Source organism: Frigoribacterium sp. PhB160 (assembly GCF_003751785.1).
Lineage (GTDB): Bacteria > Actinomycetota > Actinomycetes > Actinomycetales > Microbacteriaceae > Frigoribacterium.
Genome location: NZ_RKIE01000001.1, coordinates 1,438,047 through 1,453,710, shown reverse-complemented (window position 1 = coordinate 1,453,710; position 15,664 = coordinate 1,438,047). Strand labels below are relative to the sequence as shown.

At 72.5% G+C, this 15,664-nt stretch carries 12 protein-coding genes; 5 read left to right on the top strand and 7 right to left on the bottom strand.

Features of this window, described 5'->3' with window-relative positions; genetic code table 11:
- Positions 1–101: 101 nt before the first annotated feature.
- A complete protein-coding gene (locus EDF38_RS06890; protein WP_123355075.1) occupies positions 102–2,198 on the bottom strand; it encodes a type IIA DNA topoisomerase subunit B in 2,097 nt (698 codons plus the stop codon).
- Between the two features lie 225 nt (positions 2,199–2,423).
- On the opposite strand from EDF38_RS06890, the gene EDF38_RS06885 reads away from it, so the two are divergent.
- The gene (locus tag EDF38_RS06885) at positions 2,424–2,651 is read left to right on the top strand and encodes a hypothetical protein (RefSeq protein WP_123354569.1); all 228 of its coding nucleotides are present in this window, start codon (positions 2,424–2,426) and stop codon (positions 2,649–2,651) included.
- Positions 2,652–2,732: 81 nt separating this feature from the next.
- Here EDF38_RS06885 and EDF38_RS06880 read toward each other — a convergent pair whose 3' ends face one another.
- From EDF38_RS06880 to EDF38_RS06860, 5 genes are all read right to left on the bottom strand, one after another.
- Positions 2,733–3,488 carry a type 1 glutamine amidotransferase gene (locus EDF38_RS06880; protein WP_123354568.1) on the bottom strand — a complete coding sequence of 252 codons (756 nt, stop codon included), beginning with the start codon at positions 3,486–3,488 and terminating at the stop codon, positions 2,733–2,735.
- Positions 3,485–4,744, bottom strand: a complete 1,260-nt coding sequence (locus tag EDF38_RS06875; RefSeq protein WP_123354567.1) for a MurT ligase domain-containing protein — start codon at positions 4,742–4,744, stop codon at positions 3,485–3,487. The genes EDF38_RS06880 and EDF38_RS06875 overlap by 4 nt, the downstream gene beginning before the upstream one ends.
- A gap of 4 nt (positions 4,745–4,748) precedes the next feature.
- Complete coding sequence (locus tag EDF38_RS06870) at positions 4,749–6,014, bottom strand: RNA polymerase sigma factor (protein ID WP_123354566.1); 1,266 nt, start codon at positions 6,012–6,014, stop codon at positions 4,749–4,751.
- Between the two features lie 274 nt (positions 6,015–6,288).
- Positions 6,289–7,626 carry a nitrate/nitrite transporter gene (locus tag EDF38_RS06865; RefSeq protein WP_123354565.1) on the bottom strand — a complete coding sequence of 446 codons (1,338 nt, stop codon included), beginning with the start codon at positions 7,624–7,626 and terminating at the stop codon, positions 6,289–6,291.
- A gap of 64 nt (positions 7,627–7,690) precedes the next feature.
- Entirely contained in the window at positions 7,691–8,605 is a 915-nt protein-coding gene (locus EDF38_RS06860; protein ID WP_123354564.1) for a proteasome assembly chaperone family protein, read from the bottom strand.
- Positions 8,606–8,690: 85 nt separating this feature from the next.
- Between EDF38_RS06860 and EDF38_RS06855 the strand changes: the two genes are divergently transcribed.
- From EDF38_RS06855 to sucB, 3 genes are all read left to right on the top strand, one after another.
- On the top strand, positions 8,691–10,169 hold the full coding sequence (locus EDF38_RS06855) for a leucyl aminopeptidase (protein WP_123354563.1): 1,479 nt from the start codon (positions 8,691–8,693) through the stop codon (positions 10,167–10,169).
- A gap of 165 nt (positions 10,170–10,334) precedes the next feature.
- Entirely contained in the window at positions 10,335–11,708 is a 1,374-nt protein-coding gene (lpdA, locus tag EDF38_RS06850; protein WP_123354562.1) for a dihydrolipoyl dehydrogenase, read from the top strand.
- A 63-nt stretch (positions 11,709–11,771) separates the two neighbouring features.
- On the top strand, positions 11,772–13,307 hold the full coding sequence (sucB, locus tag EDF38_RS06845; protein WP_123354561.1) for a 2-oxoglutarate dehydrogenase, E2 component, dihydrolipoamide succinyltransferase: 1,536 nt from the start codon (positions 11,772–11,774) through the stop codon (positions 13,305–13,307).
- A gap of 13 nt (positions 13,308–13,320) precedes the next feature.
- Here the strand turns inward: sucB and EDF38_RS06840 are convergent, their stop codons facing one another.
- On the bottom strand, positions 13,321–14,763 hold the full coding sequence (locus EDF38_RS06840) for a hypothetical protein (protein ID WP_123354560.1): 1,443 nt from the start codon (positions 14,761–14,763) through the stop codon (positions 13,321–13,323).
- A gap of 123 nt (positions 14,764–14,886) precedes the next feature.
- Between EDF38_RS06840 and EDF38_RS06835 the strand changes: the two genes are divergently transcribed.
- Entirely contained in the window at positions 14,887–15,603 is a 717-nt protein-coding gene (locus EDF38_RS06835; protein WP_123354559.1) for a DUF4191 domain-containing protein, read from the top strand.
- Positions 15,604–15,664 lie beyond the last annotated feature (61 nt).

The window sequence follows — 15,664 nt, the reverse complement described above, 5'->3', positions numbered from 1 at the left end:
TTGCACCTTCGGGGTGCACCGGCCCTCGGTCCGTTCGGCGACCGGAGGGCGGACGTCGCGCGACCCCCCCGGACGTCGCGCGCCCTCGGGGGGCCCCTCCGTCAGACGTCGATGCGGTCCCGGCTGAGGCCGGCGCCGTCGATGATGAACTCCTTGCGTGGAGCCACGTCGTTGCCCATGAGCAGCTCGAACACCCGGGCCGCCGCCTCGGCGTCGTCGACCTTCACACGGCGGAGCATCCGCCCGTGGCGGTCCATCGTCGTCGTCGCGAGCTGTTCGGCGTCCATCTCGCCGAGGCCCTTGTAGCGCTGGATCGGGTCCTGGTACTTCTTGCCGCTGCGCTTGAGACCCGCGAGCACCTTCTTCAGCTCGTCCTCGGAGTACGTGTAGATGGTCTCGTTCGGCTTGCTGCCGGCGTGCACCACGACCACGCGATGCAGCGGCGGGACGGCGGCGAAGACGCGCCCCTCCTCGATCATCGGGCGCATGTAGCGGAAGAAGAGCGTCAGCAGGAGGGTGCGGATGTGGGCGCCGTCGACGTCGGCGTCGCTCATGATGATGACCTTGCCGTAGCGGGCCGTGTCGAGGTCGAAGGAGCGACCGGAGCCGGCCCCGAGCACCTGGATGATCGACGCGCACTCGACGTTCGAGAGCATGTCGCTGACCGAGGCCTTCTGGACGTTGAGGATCTTGCCGCGGATCGGCAGCAAGGCCTGGAACTCGCTGTTGCGCGCCAGCTTGGCCGTGCCGAGCGCCGAGTCCCCCTCGACGATGAAGAGCTCGCTGTTCGCGACGTCGTTCGACCGGCAGTCGACGAGCTTCGCGGGCAGCGACGAGTTCTCGAGGGCGTTCTTGCGCCGCTGCGTCTCCTTGTGGGCCCGCGCCGCGATCCGCGACTTCATCTCGGCCACCACCTTGTCGAGCACGACGGCGGTCTGGGCCTTGTCGTCCCGCTTCGGGGAAGCGAAGAGCTCGGCGAACCGAGCGGCCACGACGTTGGCGACGATCGCGCGGACGGCCGGCGTGCCGAGGATCTCCTTCGTCTGGCCCTCGAACTGCGGCTCGGGGAGGCGCACGGTCAGCACCGCCGTCAGGCCGGCCAGGACGTCGTCCTTCTCGATCTTGTCGGTGCCGACCTTGAGCCGCCGGGCGTTCTGCTCGACCTGCTGTCGGAGGAACTTGAGGAGCCCGGCCTCGAACCCCGCCTGGTGGGAGCCGCCCTTCGGGGTCGCGATGATGTTGACGTAGCTGCGGAAGACCGTCTCGTAGCCGCTCCCCCACCGCAGGGCGATGTCCACCTCGCACTCGCGGTCGAGCTCGGTGGCCACCATGGCCCCGGTGGACGTCAGCACGGGGACGGTCTCGGTGTAGGTGCCCGTGCCGGTCATGCGCCAGGTCTCGGTCAACGCGGTGTCGGGCGCGAGGAACTCGACGAACTCGCTGATGCCGCCCTCGAAGCGGAACGTGCTCTCGAGCGGGAAGCCGCCGTCCGTGAGCGAGCCCGGACGCTCGTCGCGGATGCGCAGCGACAGGCCCGGGATGAGGAACGCCGTCTGGCGCGCGCGGCCGAAGAGCTCGTCGGGCTGGAAGCTCGCACCGCGCGTGAAGATCTGGCGATCGGCCCAGTACCGGATGCGGGTGCCCGTGACCGCCTTCTTGACCTTGCCGACCTCGCGCAGCACGCTGCCCGAGACGAACGGCGTGAACGGGGCGTCGGGCGTCGGCTCGCCCTCGTCGGCGAACGTGCCGGGCTCGCCGCGACGGAAGGACATGGCGTAGGTCTTGCCGTTCCGGTCGACCTCGACGTCGAGCCGTTCGGAGAGGGCGTTGACGACGGAGGCGCCGACGCCGTGGAGGCCGCCCGACGAGGCGTACGAGCCGCCGCCGAACTTGCCGCCGGCGTGAAGCTTCGTGAAGACGACCTCGACGCCGGTCAGGCCGGTCTTGGGCTCGATGTCGACGGGGATGCCGCGGGCCGTGTCGCGGACCTCGACGCTGTCGTCGGCGTGCAGCACGACGTCGATGGCGTCGCCGTGGCCGCCCAGGGCCTCGTCGACCGAGTTGTCGATGATCTCCCACAGGCAGTGCATGAGGCCGCGCGAGTCGGTCGACCCGATGTACATGCCCGGGCGCTTGCGGACGGCCTCGAGCCCCTCGAGCACGGACAGGTGGCGGGCCGAGTAGTCGGACGTGGCGATGGTGTGCTCCTGACGCGGTGGTGTCGCCTCCGACCGGGGACGGGAGGCGGTGCCCGTCGATTCTACGAGCGGCCGCCGACGGCGACGACGACGCGCCCCGGGCGCCGTCCCGTACGCGATCAGCGAAATCGGCCCGGATGCGGCCCTGATCGGAACGGATACCGAGGTCGACGTGTTTTGATGAGTGTCACCCACCCACTGCACCACCGCTTGGAGGAGCATCACATGACTCAGATGGCCACCGACCACACCGCCGTCGACGAGCTCGGCTCCCGCTACCAGCTCAGCGCCGCCGACCGTTGCGACAGCTGCGGGGCCCAGGCCTACGTCCGCGTCACCATGACGAGCGGCGAGCTCCTGTTCTGCGCGCACCACGGTGCCGCCGTCAAGGACAAGCTCCAGCCCGCCGCCGTCGAGTGGCTCGACGAGAGCTCGCGCCTGCACCAGGACTGACCGTGCGGGCGACAGCAGCCCGTGACCACGAAGGGCCCGCATCCGACCGGATGCGGGCCCTTCGTCATGGGCGACGTCTCGTCACATGGCCTTGAACGAGCGCTCGAGGTTCTCGCGGATGACGCGGCGCGAGGCGGCGGCGTACTCGTCGAGCTTGGCGTGCGCCTCCCCCGGGTGGTACGAGATGCTGCGGCGCGTGAGCGCGGCGCGCAGCACGCGGTCGCTGAGGGCCGGGTTGAGCGGCAGCAGCGGGCCCTTGAGCTGGGTGCCGAAGGAGGCGCCCCGCACGACGCCCTCGGCGCCGTCGGTACCGTTGCCCCCGCCGTGCACGACCCGGGCGAACGCCTCGACGCCCTGTCCGAGCTCGAGGTGCGCGGCGTGGTCCTCGAAGCCGAGGAGCGTCAGCTCGTCGCCGCCGTAGCGGGTCGTGACCTGGAAGTAGTTCGTGCGGCGGGGGGCGCCGCGACGCACGAGCGCGTCGAAGAACCCGATGCCGTCGACGGTCTCGCCCTCGGGGGTCACCACGCCGCGGGTGAGCAGCTCCATGCCGCCCCCGACTCCGACGACCGGCACGCCGGAGGCGGCGAAGCCCTCGAGGGCCGGCAGGAGGCGCCGGGCGTCGGTGCTGACGGCACGGACGCCCGAGAGGGGACCGTGGCCGAGCAGCACGACGTCGGCCACGGTGGGCACGTCGTCGCCGACCCGGTACTCGACGACCTCGGTCTCGAGGCCCGCGCGGCGCGCCCGCTCGACCAGGGTCGTCACGTTTCCGCGGTCGCCGCTGACGCCGAGCTCCTCCGGGTAGAGGTGGACGAGTCGGAGGGTGTCGGCGCTCACGCGGTCTTCTCCAGGTCGGGGTGGCCGAGGATGCGGCGCGCGAGCATCATCTGCTCGTAGTTCGTGACGAAGTGCTTGGTGTGGTCGGTCGGCGACGGGAGGGCACGCATGAGCCTGATCGCCTTCGCGATGTCCTCCTCGATGACGTGCACGGGGATGCCCTCGTGCTCGAGGCGGAGGGCGAGCTGCCAGGCCTTGGCCCCCGCGAGCACGTCGACGTGGTCGAGGTGCGAGAAGTCGATGTCGTAGATCCACGAGATGTCGGGGGTGCCCTCGTCGATCGCCAGCATGACCTGCTCGACGCCCTGCGGCAGGGCGTCGAGGTTGAGCTGCAGGCTCGCCGCGTTCTTGAACATGATGAACTCGGCCTCGTCGGCTCCGAGCGACATCCGCTCGCCGCGGCCGTACGCCGGCTTCATCGTGTCGAAGGCGCGCGCGACCGACGTGGGGTCGACCGGGCGCCCGAGGACCACCGAGGCGGTCTGGAGCGCGGCGGCGGCGTCGACGGCGTAGTGCAGGCCCCGGGCGGGCAGGCGCACCTCGACCGTGCCGTCGCCGACGCGGATCGTCGCGCGGTCGCCGCTCAGCGAGACGACCTCGGCGTCGGCCTGGCGCGTCGCGTCCGCCTGCCGGGTGAAGTCGTTCGCGTTCTGCAGGCCGTTCGGCGCCGCGGCCACGACGTCGGGGGCTGCGCCGAACCGCGTGACCGTCTGCCCGGGACGCGCTTCGTACGGTGCCAGGTGCTGGTCGTCGCGGTTCGTGACGACGGCGGCGGTCGCGAGGGCCGCCGTGTCCGTCATCATCGCGCCGACGCGCTCGGTCTCGAAGAACCGGTAGAGCTGATCGACCTGGACGTTCAGCATCAGGACCGTCGACGGGTGGAGCGACCGGGTCAGCTCGACCGCGAACGCCTCGTCGACCTCGATGACGCCGATGTCGTGCTTGACGCGCCCGAGCGGCGTCACCTCGCGGAGGAACGCCGAGGCGATCCCCTGCGGGAGGTTGGCGCCCGTCGGGTTCGTGAAGACGCGCAGGCCGTGGGCCCGCAGCGTCTCGGTGAGCATCATCGTCGTCGTGGATTTGCCGTTGGAGCCCAGGACGAACACGACGCCCTGCTCGAACTGCGAGGCGACGTGGGTCAGGAAGTCGGGCGCGAGCGCGAGGACGGTGCGGCCCGGGTAGGCCGACCCGCCCCCACGGAGGCGCGCCACGGCACGGACGAGTCGGCCCGCCAGGACGGGCACCAGGTACTTCACGGGCCTACTCGAGGTAGTCGCGGAGCGACTGCGACCGGGACGGGTGGCGGAGCTTGGCCATCGTCTTGGACTCGATCTGGCGGATGCGCTCACGGGTGACCCCGAACGTGTCGCCGATCTGGTCGAGCGTCTTCGGCATGCCGTCGCCGAGGCCGAAGCGCATGCGGATGACGCCCGCCTCGCGCTCGGAGAGGCTGTCGAGGAGCGACTCCAGCTGCTTCTGCAGCATCGTGAAGCCGACGGCGTCGGCCGGGACGACCGCCTCGGTGTCCTCGATGAGGTCGCCGAACTCGCTGTCGCCGTCCTCGCCGAGGGGCGTGTGGAGCGAGATGGGCTCGCGGCCGTACTTCTGCACCTCGACGACCTTCTCGGGCGTCATGTCGAGCTCGCGCGACAGCTCCTCGGGCGTCGGCTCGCGGCCCAGGTCTTGCAGCATCTGGCGCTGGACGCGGGCCAGCTTGTTGATGACCTCGACCATGTGCACCGGGATGCGGATCGTGCGGGCCTGGTCGGCCATGGCACGGGTGATGGCCTGACGGATCCACCACGTGGCGTAGGTGGAGAACTTGAAGCCCTTGGTGTAGTCGAACTTCTCGACCGCACGGATGAGGCCCAGGTTGCCCTCCTGGATCAGGTCGAGGAACTGCATGCCGCGACCCGTGTAGCGCTTCGCGAGGCTGACCACGAGCCGGAGGTTGGCCCCGAGCAGGTGGCTCTTGGCGCGCTGGCCGTCGCGGGCGACCCAGCGCAGCTCACGCTCGAGCTCCTTGCTCAGGCCCGTGCTGTTCGAGAGCTTGTCCTCGGCGAAGAGGCCCGCCTCGATGCGCATGGCGAGCTCGACCTCCTCCGCGGCGTTGAGCAGGGCGACCTTGCCGATCTGCTTGAGGTAGTCCTTGACGGGATCGGCCGTGGCTCCGGTGATGGTCGTCGAGTAGACGGGCATCTCGTCGTCGTCGTCCTGCGAGATGACCAGGGCGCCCGTGGGCAGCGCCTCGGGCGTCGCGGCGGGGGTCTCGGAGTCGCCGTCGCCGTCGACGTCGCCCTCCGGAGCCTCGGCCTCGGGCTCCTCCTCGACCGCCTTCGTGGCCTTGGCGGCGGGGACCTTCTTGGGCGCCGCCTTCTTGGCCGGGGCCTTGGCCGCCGCGCGCTTGGCCGGGGCCTTCGCCGGCGCCTTCTCGGGGGTCTCGGTCGTCGCGGACTCGGTCGCGAGCGCCGCGTCGTCGGTCACGGTCTCGTCGGGGACCGGGGTCGCCTTGCTGCGAGTAGCCATGCGGACACCTTTCACTTCTCAGTCGTGCCGGAGCGGGTCGCTGTCGCGCGGCTCCCCCGGGCCGGGACCGGCAGGGAGGTGCCGATCTCGGGTCGCACCGGCCTTTCGGGCAGTACTAGGACCCATGTCAAGTCTCCGTCGCGGGGCTCGGTCGGGGACCGTGTGCCGCGGGGAGGACGTGAACGGGTCCTTGTCCCAGTATTGCACGCTCTCGAGGGGGCGGACGACACCCGCCACGGGCCCGGGGGCCGCCGCGTCGAGGGCGTGACGGGCCCTAGGAGGTCGGCGGGCGCCTCCGGAGCCTTCGGTCGAGGGCGACCCAGAGGGGCGCCACCTGGATGCCCTCCTCGAGGTGCAGGCGGCGACGCGTGCGGCGCCGGTCGACGAGCAGGCCCACGACGCCCCCGCCGACCACGACGTACTGCACCAGGAAGGCCAGGCGGAAGGAGTCGAACGAGAACAGGTCGCTCGCGGCGCCGGAGGCGACCCGGGCCGCGTCGACCTGATCGAGCACCACGCCGATCAGGAACATCATGACGAAGCTCGCCAGGAAGCCGCCGACGTTGACGACCCCGGTGGCCACGCCCAGGCTCCGCACGGGGTTGAACGTGCGGGCGAAGTCGAACCCGATGACCGAGCCGGGCCCGCCGATGCCGATCACGACGACGAGGACGTAGGCGAGCCAGTGGGGAGGCGTCCCCGGCCAGCCGAGGACGACCGCCCACGTCGCGCCCATCGCCGTGACGATGGCGAGCACGAGGTTCGACCGTCGCAGCGGCCAGCGCGCCATGAGCACGCCGAGGACGGGGCCGACCACGACCCCCGACACGACGAGGACCGTGAGGGTGCCGGCCGCCTGGGCCGGGGAGAAGCCGAAGCCCCCGACGAGGAACGGCACGCCCCAGAGGAGGCTGAAGACCGTGCCCGACGACTGCGTGACGAAGTGCGACCAGAAGCCGAGCCGAGTGCCCGGCCGCCGGACGCTCTCGCCGAGCTGCCTCGCGGCCTCGCCCCACGTGGCCGGGGCGTCGCGCTCGACGCGGCCGAGCGGCGACTCGCGCACCAGGAGCAGGACGGCGACGACCGCCAGGACCGAGAGGGAGGCCGCACCGAGGAAGGCGGGCGTCCAGCCCGCGCTGTGCAGGACGAGCGAGAGGGGCACGGCCGACAGCACCTGGCCGATCTGGCCGAGGTTGCCGGTCCACTGCGACACCTGGGGCAGCACGGGCCCCCGGAACCAGGAGGGCAGGAGGCGCAGCACCGAGATGAAGGTCATGGCGTCGCCGGCGCCCACCAGCACCCGCCCCACGACGGCCACCCCGATGGTCGGCGGCGCGAAGGCGACGACGGCCTGCCCGACCGCGAGGAGGCACCCGCCCGTCATGATGAGGGCCTTGGGGCCGACGCGGTCGAGGAGCACGCCGACCGGGATCTGCAGGCCGGCGTAGACGGCGAGCTGCACCACGGCCAGGGTCGACAGCGTCGCCGCAGAGATGCCGAAGAGCTGCTGGGCCTCGACGCCGGAGACCCCGAGCGACGAGCGCTGCAGGACGGCGACGACGTACGCGCAGACGGCGACGCCCCAGACGAGCCAGGCGCGACGGGAGTTCACCCGACGAACCTACCGGAGCAGCACGCCGCCCCCGGGCACGGGCGCCCGGCCGCCGCGACGGGCGTCAGGACTCGTCGTCGGCCCGCCGGGTGGCGAGGAAGCGCTCGAGCTCGGCCGCGAGGGCGTCGGCCGAGGGCACCTGGCCGTCCTGGTCGGTGAGGGGCGACGGGAGGGGGTTCCCCTCCATGTAGGTGTCGTGCCGCTCCTCCAGGGTCGACACCAGGCGCGACAGCTCGTGGTTGCCGTGCACCTGCTCGTCGACCTTCGCCACGAAGTCCCGGCCCTCGGCACGGAGCCGGTCGGTGGGGAAGATGAGGCCGGTGGCCGCGCTGATGCTCGACAGGGCGGTCACGGCGGCGTCGGGGAACTCGGTGTCGGCGAGGTAGTGCGGCACGAGCAGGACGAAGCCCGCGGTCGGGTGCCCGCTGTCGCCGAGGCGCTTCTCGACGAGGTGCAGCGCGTTGGCCGGGGCCTGCGTCACCGGACGCCACACCGACATCGTCTCGATGAGGTCGGCCCGGTTGCCGCTGACCGTCACGCCGATCGGGCGCGTGTGCGGCACGGGCATCGGGATGGAGTGCACCCACGTGGTCGTCGACACGCGGTACCGCTCGACCAGCTGCACGACGGCCGTCGTGAACCGCTGCCACTGGAAGTCGGGCTCGAATCCGGAGAGGAGGAGGAACGACTGGCCGACGTCGTCGCGGACGAGGTGGAGCGAGAGCGTGGAGGCCTCGACCTGCGAGATGTGGTCCTGGTCGAAGGTGAAGACCGGCCGCCTGGCCCGGTAGTCGAGCAGCTCGTCGGCGTCGAAGGTGGCGACGAGGGTGCTCTCGAGCGTCGTGAGGAGGAACTCGGCGAGCTGGCTCACGGCGGAGCCGGCGTCGGCGAAGCCGGTCAGGCCCGCCACGAGCGGCAGCCCCTCGGGCACGGCGTCGGAGTCGGGGGCGAGGTCGTAGAGTCCGGCAGGGTCGTGCATGCGGTCAAGCCTAGGCACCGGAGGCGGCGCCCGAGGTCGGCGGCGACGTGCCGAGAGCGAACACCCGGCTCGCTACGATCGAGGGATGACCGAGCTCTCCCTCTCCGCCGTCCGCACCGCCCCGACCGACCTCGCCGCCGACGTCCTCGTCGTCGGGGTGCTGAAGACCCCGGAGGGCCCGACGCTCACCGTGCCCGTCGACGGCCTGCCGGCCGATCTCGGCCTGCTCGGCGTGACGGGTGCCCGCGACGAGCTCGTCCGCGTGCCGGCCGTCGGCGTCGCGGCCGGCGTCGTGGCGCTCGCGGGCCTCGGCGACCGCGTCGACGAGGAGTCGCTCCGCTACGGCGCGGGCGCAGCCGTCCGTCAGCTGACCGGCGTCGACCGGGTCGTGCTCGCGCTGCCCGTGGCGACCCCGCAGCAGGCGCTGGCCGTCCTCGAGGGCGCCGCCCTCGCCTCCTACGAGTTCGACGCGTTCCGCGCCGTCTCGGCGGCGGAGTCGCGACGCCACGCCCGCGACATCGTCCTCGCGGCCGACCTCGACGTCGAGGAGGCGCTGGTCGCCCGCGCCGGAGTGGTCGCCGAGGCGGTCCACGCGGTCCGCGACCTCTCGAACACGCCTCCCCAGCAGATGTTCCCCCAGGCGCTCGCCGACGAGGCCGTCCGCCGCGCCGAGGGGCTGCCCCTCAGCGTCACCGTGCTCGACGAGGACGGGCTCCGCGCCGGCGGCTTCGGCGGCATCCTCGGCGTCGGGCAGGGATCGAGCCGCGGGCCCCGCCTCGTCAAGGTCGAGTACGCGCCGGAGGGCGCCGGCAAGCACCTGGCCCTCGTCGGCAAGGGCATCACCTACGACACCGGCGGGCTCTCGCTGAAGCCCGCGGCCAGCATGCTCGGCATGAAGGACGACATGACGGGCGCCGCGACGGTCCTCGCCGTCACGGTCGCCGCGGCACGCCTCGAGCTGCCGGTGCGGCTGACGGCCTGGCTCTGCGTCGCCGAGAACATGCCGAGCGGCACGGCCATCCGCCCCGACGACGTCCTCACGATCAAGGGCGGCACGACGGTGGAGGTGACGAACACCGACGCCGAGGGCCGGCTGGTCATGGCCGACGGGCTCGTCGCGGCGAGCGAGGAGCAGCCCGACGCGGTCGTCGACGTCGCCACCCTCACCGGTGCCCAGGTCGTGGCGCTCGGCATGCGGTACGTCGGCGTCATGGGAAACGACGACCTCGCCTCCCGGGTCGTCGAGCTCGCGGGCGAGGCGGGCGAGACGTTCTGGCGCATGCCGCTGCCCGCCGAGCTCCGCCCGCGCCTCGCGTCCGAGGTCGCCGACCTCGTCAACGCGACGCCCGGCAACACCGCAGCGGGCATGCTGCTCGCCGGCGTGTTCCTGAACGAGTTCGTCGGTCGCCGCGCCGAGGGCGGCGAGCCGATCCCGTGGGTGCACCTCGACATCGCCGGGCCGTCGAACAACAAGGGCGGCGGCTACGGCTTCACCGGCAAGGGCTCGACCGGCGTGGCTGTGAGGACCCTGCTCGGGCTGGCGTCTGAATTTTCGGCCTCGTAGTAGGGTCGTGGCGGCGGGAGAAACCCGCCGAGAACGGTCCCTCGGGCAGCGGATCGCCGCACCGCAGGTCGGATGCGCGAGCCGGGCGCGACGTCGACGTCACCACGTCGACGCGCCGCCTCCGCCGCCCCGGGGGAACCTCCGAACGCACGAGGGAGTTGCTGGGTGTCGGAACAGAATTTTGACCTGGTCGTGCTCGGTGGCGGCAGCGGCGGATACGCCGCGGCGCTGCGGGCCAGCGAGCTGGGGCTGAGCGTCGCGCTCGTCGAGAAGGACAAGGTCGGCGGCACGTGCCTCCACCGCGGGTGCATCCCGACGAAGGCCCTCCTGCACTCGGCCGAGGTCGCCGACGTGTCCCGCGAGTCGGCGAAGTACGGCGTCCACGCCGACTTCCACGGCATCGACATCGGCGCCGTCACCAGCTACCGCGAGGGCGTGGTCTCGAGCAAGTACAAGGGACTGCAGGGACTGCTCAAGGCGCGGAAGATCACGACAGTCGAGGGCGAGGGCCGTCTCACGTCGCCGAGCACGGTCCAGGTGGGCGACACCACCCTCCGGGCCAAGAACGTCGTGCTCGCCACGGGTTCCTACTCGCGGAGCCTGCCGGGCCTCGAGCTCGGCGGGAAGGTCATCACGAGCGAGCAGGCCCTCGCCCTCGACCATGTGCCGGGACGGGTCGCCATCCTCGGCGGCGGCGTCATCGGCGTGGAGTTCGCGAGCGTCTGGAAGTCCTTCGGCGCCGAGGTCGACATCATCGAGGCGCTGCCCCACCTGGTCCCGAACGAGGAGGAGTCGATCTCGAAGCAGTTCGAGCGCGCCTTCCGCAAGCGAGGCATCGGATTCAACCTCGGCGTGCGCTTCCAGGGCGTCACGCAGGACGAGAACGGCGTCGTCGTCACCCTGGAGGACGGCAAGACCTTCGAGGCCGACCTGCTGCTCGTGGCCGTCGGCCGGGGGCCGGCGACCTCGGGCCTCGGCTACGAGGAGGTCGGCATCACGATGGACCGCGGCTTCGTCATCACGAACGAGCGCCTCGCGACGAACGTGCCCGGCGTCTACGCGCTCGGCGACATCGTCCCCGGCCTGCAGCTCGCGCACCGCAGCTTCCAGCACGGCATCTTCGTGGCCGAGGAGATCGCGGGCCTCGCGCCGCAGGTCATCGAGGACGTCAACATCCCCAAGGTGACCTACTCCGACCCCGAGGTGGCGTCCGTCGGCCTCACTGAAGCCAAGGCCGTCGAGAAGCACGGGGCCGACGCGGTCACGAGCTACGACTACAACCTCGCCGGCAACGGGAAGAGCCACATCATCGGCACGAGCGGCTCGGTCAAGGTCGTCCGCATCGTCGACGGCCCCGTCGTCGGCGTGCACATGATCGGCGCCCGCGTCGGCGAGCTCATCGGCGAGGCGCAGCTCGCCGTCAACTGGGAGGCCTACCCGGAGGACGTCGCTCCCCTGGTGCACGCGCACCCCACGCAGAACGAAGCGCTCGGCGAGGCGATGCTGGCCCTGGCCGGCAAGCCGCTCCACGCGATGTAGCCCCACCAGTCCCCGTACGCACAGCACACACAGACAGATGATGTCGTCAAAGGAGTCCCACGCATGAGCGAATCCGTCAACCTCCCGGCACTCGGAGAGAGTGTCACCGAGGGCACGGTCACCCGCTGGCTCAAGAACGTCGGTGATCGCGTCGAGGTCGACGAGCCGCTGCTCGAGGTCTCGACCGACAAGGTCGACACCGAGATCCCGTCGCCGGTCGCCGGCGTCGTCGAGGAGATCCTCGTCCAGGAGGACGAGACCGTCGAGGTCGGCACGGCCCTCGTCCGCATCGGCGACGGCAGCGCCTCCGACGGCGACGACTCGGCACCCGCCGAGGAGACGCCGGCCGCCGAGCCCGAAGCCGCGCCCCAGGAGGAGGCCGAGGACGCCGTCGTCGCGTCGTCCGCCGCCCCGGCCCCCGGCGAGGAGTCCGGGTCGAGCGCGCCCGCGCCCGCCCAGGACGTCGACCCGGCCCCGGCCGCGGAGTCCGACCCGGCGGCGCAGCCCGTCGCCCCGGCTCCCTCGGCCGTCCCGGCCGCGGCACCGGCTCCTGCCGCCGCTCCCCCGGCGGCGGCGGCCGCTCCGGCTTCCGCCGCAGCACCGGCTCCGGCAGCAGCGCCGGCTCCGGCAGCAGCGCCGGCTGCGGCCGCTCCTGCACCCGCCGCCGCGGCTCCCGCGGCCGCTGATGCCTCGGCCACGGCCGGCTACGTCACCCCGCTCGTGCGGAAGCTCGCCAACGAGAAGGGCGTCGACATCAGCACCCTCTCGGGCAGCGGCGTCGGCGGTCGGATCCGCAAGGAGGACGTCCTGGCGGCCGCCGAGGCGGCCTCCTCGGCTCAGCAGTCCCCCGAGCAGTCCGCGCCGGCACCGGTCGAGATCTCGCCGCTCCGCGGCACGACCGTGCCCATGACGCGCCTCCGCAAGGTCGTCGCCGAGCGTGCCGTGCAGTCGATGCAGGCCATGGCGCAGCTCACGAGCGTCGTCGAGGTGGACGTGACCGCGGTCGCGACCTTCCGCGACGCGCACAAGGCCGCCTTCCTCGAGAAGACCGGCAACAAGCTGTCGTTCCTGCCGTTCTTCACGCTGGCGGCCGCGGAGGCGCTGCAGGCGCACCCCAAGCTGAACGCGACCGTCGACGGCGACTCGATCGTCTACCCCGACCACGAGAACATCAGCATGGCCGTGGACACCGAGCGGGGCCTCCTGACCCCGGTCATCAAGGACGCGGCGTCGCTCGACCTGGCGGGCATCGCCGGGCAGATCGCCGACCTCGCCCAGCGGACGCGGGACAACAAGCTGAAGCCGGACGAGCTCGCGGGCGGCACCTTCACGGTGACGAACACCGGATCGCGCGGCGCGCTCTTCGACACCCCGGTCGTGTTCCTCCCCCAGGTGGCCATCCTCGGCACCGGTGTCGTGGTCAAGCGCCCCGTGGTCGTCTCGGTCGACGGCGGCGAGGCCATCGCCGTCCGCTCGATGGTGTACCTGGCGCTGTCGTACGACCACCGCATCGTCGACGGTGCCGACGCCGCTCGGTTCCTCGTGGCGGTCAAGACCCGCCTCGAGGGCGGCGACTTCTCGGCCAAGCTCGGCATCTAGCCGTCGTGGCCCGTCACCGACGGGCCACGACGTCGCGCACCCTCCAACCGGCCTCGGTCCTGACCATCAGGACCGAGGCCGGTCGGTCGTCGGGGCCGGTGGCGTCGAGCAGCACGGTGTCGCCCAGCCGTTGCAGCTCGGCGACGACGTCGAGCGGCGTGGGCTCGCCCGTCACGACCGACGGGTCGGCCAGCAGCTGGGCGTCCCTGCCGGCCAGCGGCGACCCCGGCTGCGTCGTCGCCGCGAGACAGCCAGGCGTGGGCTCTCTCAGGCAGGCGTTGCGCGCCTCCACGAGCACCCGCGCGGCGGCGAGCACGTCGTCGCCCCGCAGCACGCCCTCGACGGGCTCGCGACGGGCCCCCTCTGCCGCTGCGGCGTCGGCCCCGCCCCCGGGAGCGCCGAGCTCGTCCACCGCCACCTCGTCGGCCCTCGACCCGGGCTCCGGTGACGGGACCTGGGCAGCAGGGGCAGGCGCGGGTTCCCCGGCGGTCGGTGGGTCGGCCGCCGTGCCGGGATCGGCGGCGCCTCCGCTCGGGGCCCCTCCCGGGAGAGCCACGACGGCGACGCCGACGGAGGCCAGCACGATCGCGGCGAGGACGCGGTAGCGCGGACGGACCGTCGCGAGCCGTGCCCTCGTCGACGTGCGGGAGCGGTCCGACCACCAGCCGAGCAGACCGTCGAGGACGGCGCTCTCGGGCAGGAGGGCCAGCCACGCAGGCCGATCGACGGACTCGGCCCCGTCCGCTCGGACAGGCCCGACCGGCCTGGCTCGGAGCCCGGTCGTCGTCGGCAGCGGTCGTGCCGGCGCGAGGTCGTGCACGACCTCGACGAGGTCGTCGATCCCGGCCGTCGACGGCAGCAGGTCCAGTGCCGGTGCGAGCGGGGGCGACGACGGCTCCAGCCTCGACGCCACGTCGTCCGCGAAGACCCGGGCGACGGACGCCGAGGCCTCCTGCCCCGGCCGCTCGGCCACGACGTGCTCGGACGTCGTCGGCAGGGCGTCGGCCCGTGGGCGGACGCGGGCGAGGACCGGCGCTCCCTCGGCGTCGATCACGACGTCCGCCGGGTCGAGGCGGTCGAGGACGACCCCCGCCCGCGTCGCCGCCGCGACGGCGTCGAGGATCGGGAGGAGGATCGTGACGGCCTCCCCCGCCTCGAGCGCGCCTCGGTCGGCGAGCCACGCGTCGAGTCCCACCTCCGCCGGCGGCTGGACGACGACCAGGCGGCCCTCGGCCGTGTGGAACAGGTCGACCACCGGCGAGACGTGACGGTGCTCGACCGCCGCCGTCGCCCACCCGGCCGCCTCCTCGGCCGCCACGGCCCGCGGGTCGGCTCCGGGGAAGGCATAGACGAGCTCGACGACCTGCCCGTCCGGGGCCGTCGCCCGCGATCGGACGAGGTCGCCGACGACCCGGGTCGACGTGATCTCGTAGGGGCCGAGGCGGGAGGTCTCCATCGGGTCAGCGTGGCGGGTGCCGGGGACGGCACCGAGCCTCCTCGACCGTCGCTGGGGAGGCGTCCGCCCACGGCGGATCCGGGGAGGACCCGGGGGTCGCCGCGACCCCGTATCCTAGGTCGCATGGCACGACGCACCGAGAACCCGACCCCCAAGCCGCCCAAGGAACCGGGTCGGTTCAAGCAGATGTGGCAGGTCTTCCAGATGACCCGCCGCAACGACTCGCGGGCGCTGCCGCTCATGCTCGTGGCGTTTTTCGTGCCGGTCGTCCTCGGCGTGGCCGCGGCGCTGCTGCTCACCGGCGGCAACGTCCTCGCGCTGGTGCTCTACATCGTGGTCGGCGTCATGCTGGGCTTCCTGCTGCTGCTCATCGTGCTCGGACGCCGCGCCGAGCGCGCCGCCTACAGCCAGATCGCGGGTCAGCCCGGCGCGGTGGGCGCCGTCATGAAGAGCGGCCTCCGTCGCTCGTGGCGCGCCGCCGAGATGCCGGTCGCCGTCCAGGGGCGTACCCAGGCCGCGGTGTACCGCGCCGTCGGCAAGGGCGGCGTCGTGCTCGTCGCCGAGGGCTCGGCCGCGCAGACCAAGAAACTCGTCGACGAGGAGCGCCGCAAGGTCGCCCGCATCCTGCCCAACGTCGCCATCACCGTCCTCCACGTCGGCCCCGACCCCGACGCCGTGCCCCTGCACAAGCTCGCGGGCCGCATGAACAAGATCAAGTCGACGATCAACCGCAACGAGGTGCTCGCCGTGAGCAACCGGCTGCAGTCGCTCGGCAAGAACGGCCTGCCGATCCCCAAGGGCGTCGACCCGTTCAAGGTGCGGGCCGGCCGACCGCGCTGACCCTCGCCCCGCGTGCCGACGGCGTCGTCTCCGACCGGAGGCGGCGCCGTCGTCGTCCGTC

Excerpts from the sequence above, each read along its gene's own strand:
- EDF38_RS06885 (WP_123354569.1), top strand. The coding sequence starts at position 2,424 with ATGACTCAGATGGCCACCGACCACACCGCCGTCGACGAGCTCGGCTCC.
- EDF38_RS06870 (WP_123354566.1), bottom strand. The coding sequence starts at position 6,014 with ATGGCTACTCGCAGCAAGGCGACCCCGGTCCCCGACGAGACCGTGACC.
- EDF38_RS06860 (WP_123354564.1), bottom strand. The coding sequence starts at position 8,605 with ATGCACGACCCTGCCGGACTCTACGACCTCGCCCCCGACTCCGACGCC.
- EDF38_RS06855 (WP_123354563.1), top strand. The coding sequence starts at position 8,691 with ATGACCGAGCTCTCCCTCTCCGCCGTCCGCACCGCCCCGACCGACCTC.
- sucB (WP_123354561.1), top strand. The coding sequence starts at position 11,772 with ATGAGCGAATCCGTCAACCTCCCGGCACTCGGAGAGAGTGTCACCGAG.
- EDF38_RS06840 (WP_123354560.1), bottom strand. The coding sequence starts at position 14,763 with ATGGAGACCTCCCGCCTCGGCCCCTACGAGATCACGTCGACCCGGGTC.
- EDF38_RS06835 (WP_123354559.1), top strand. The coding sequence starts at position 14,887 with ATGGCACGACGCACCGAGAACCCGACCCCCAAGCCGCCCAAGGAACCG.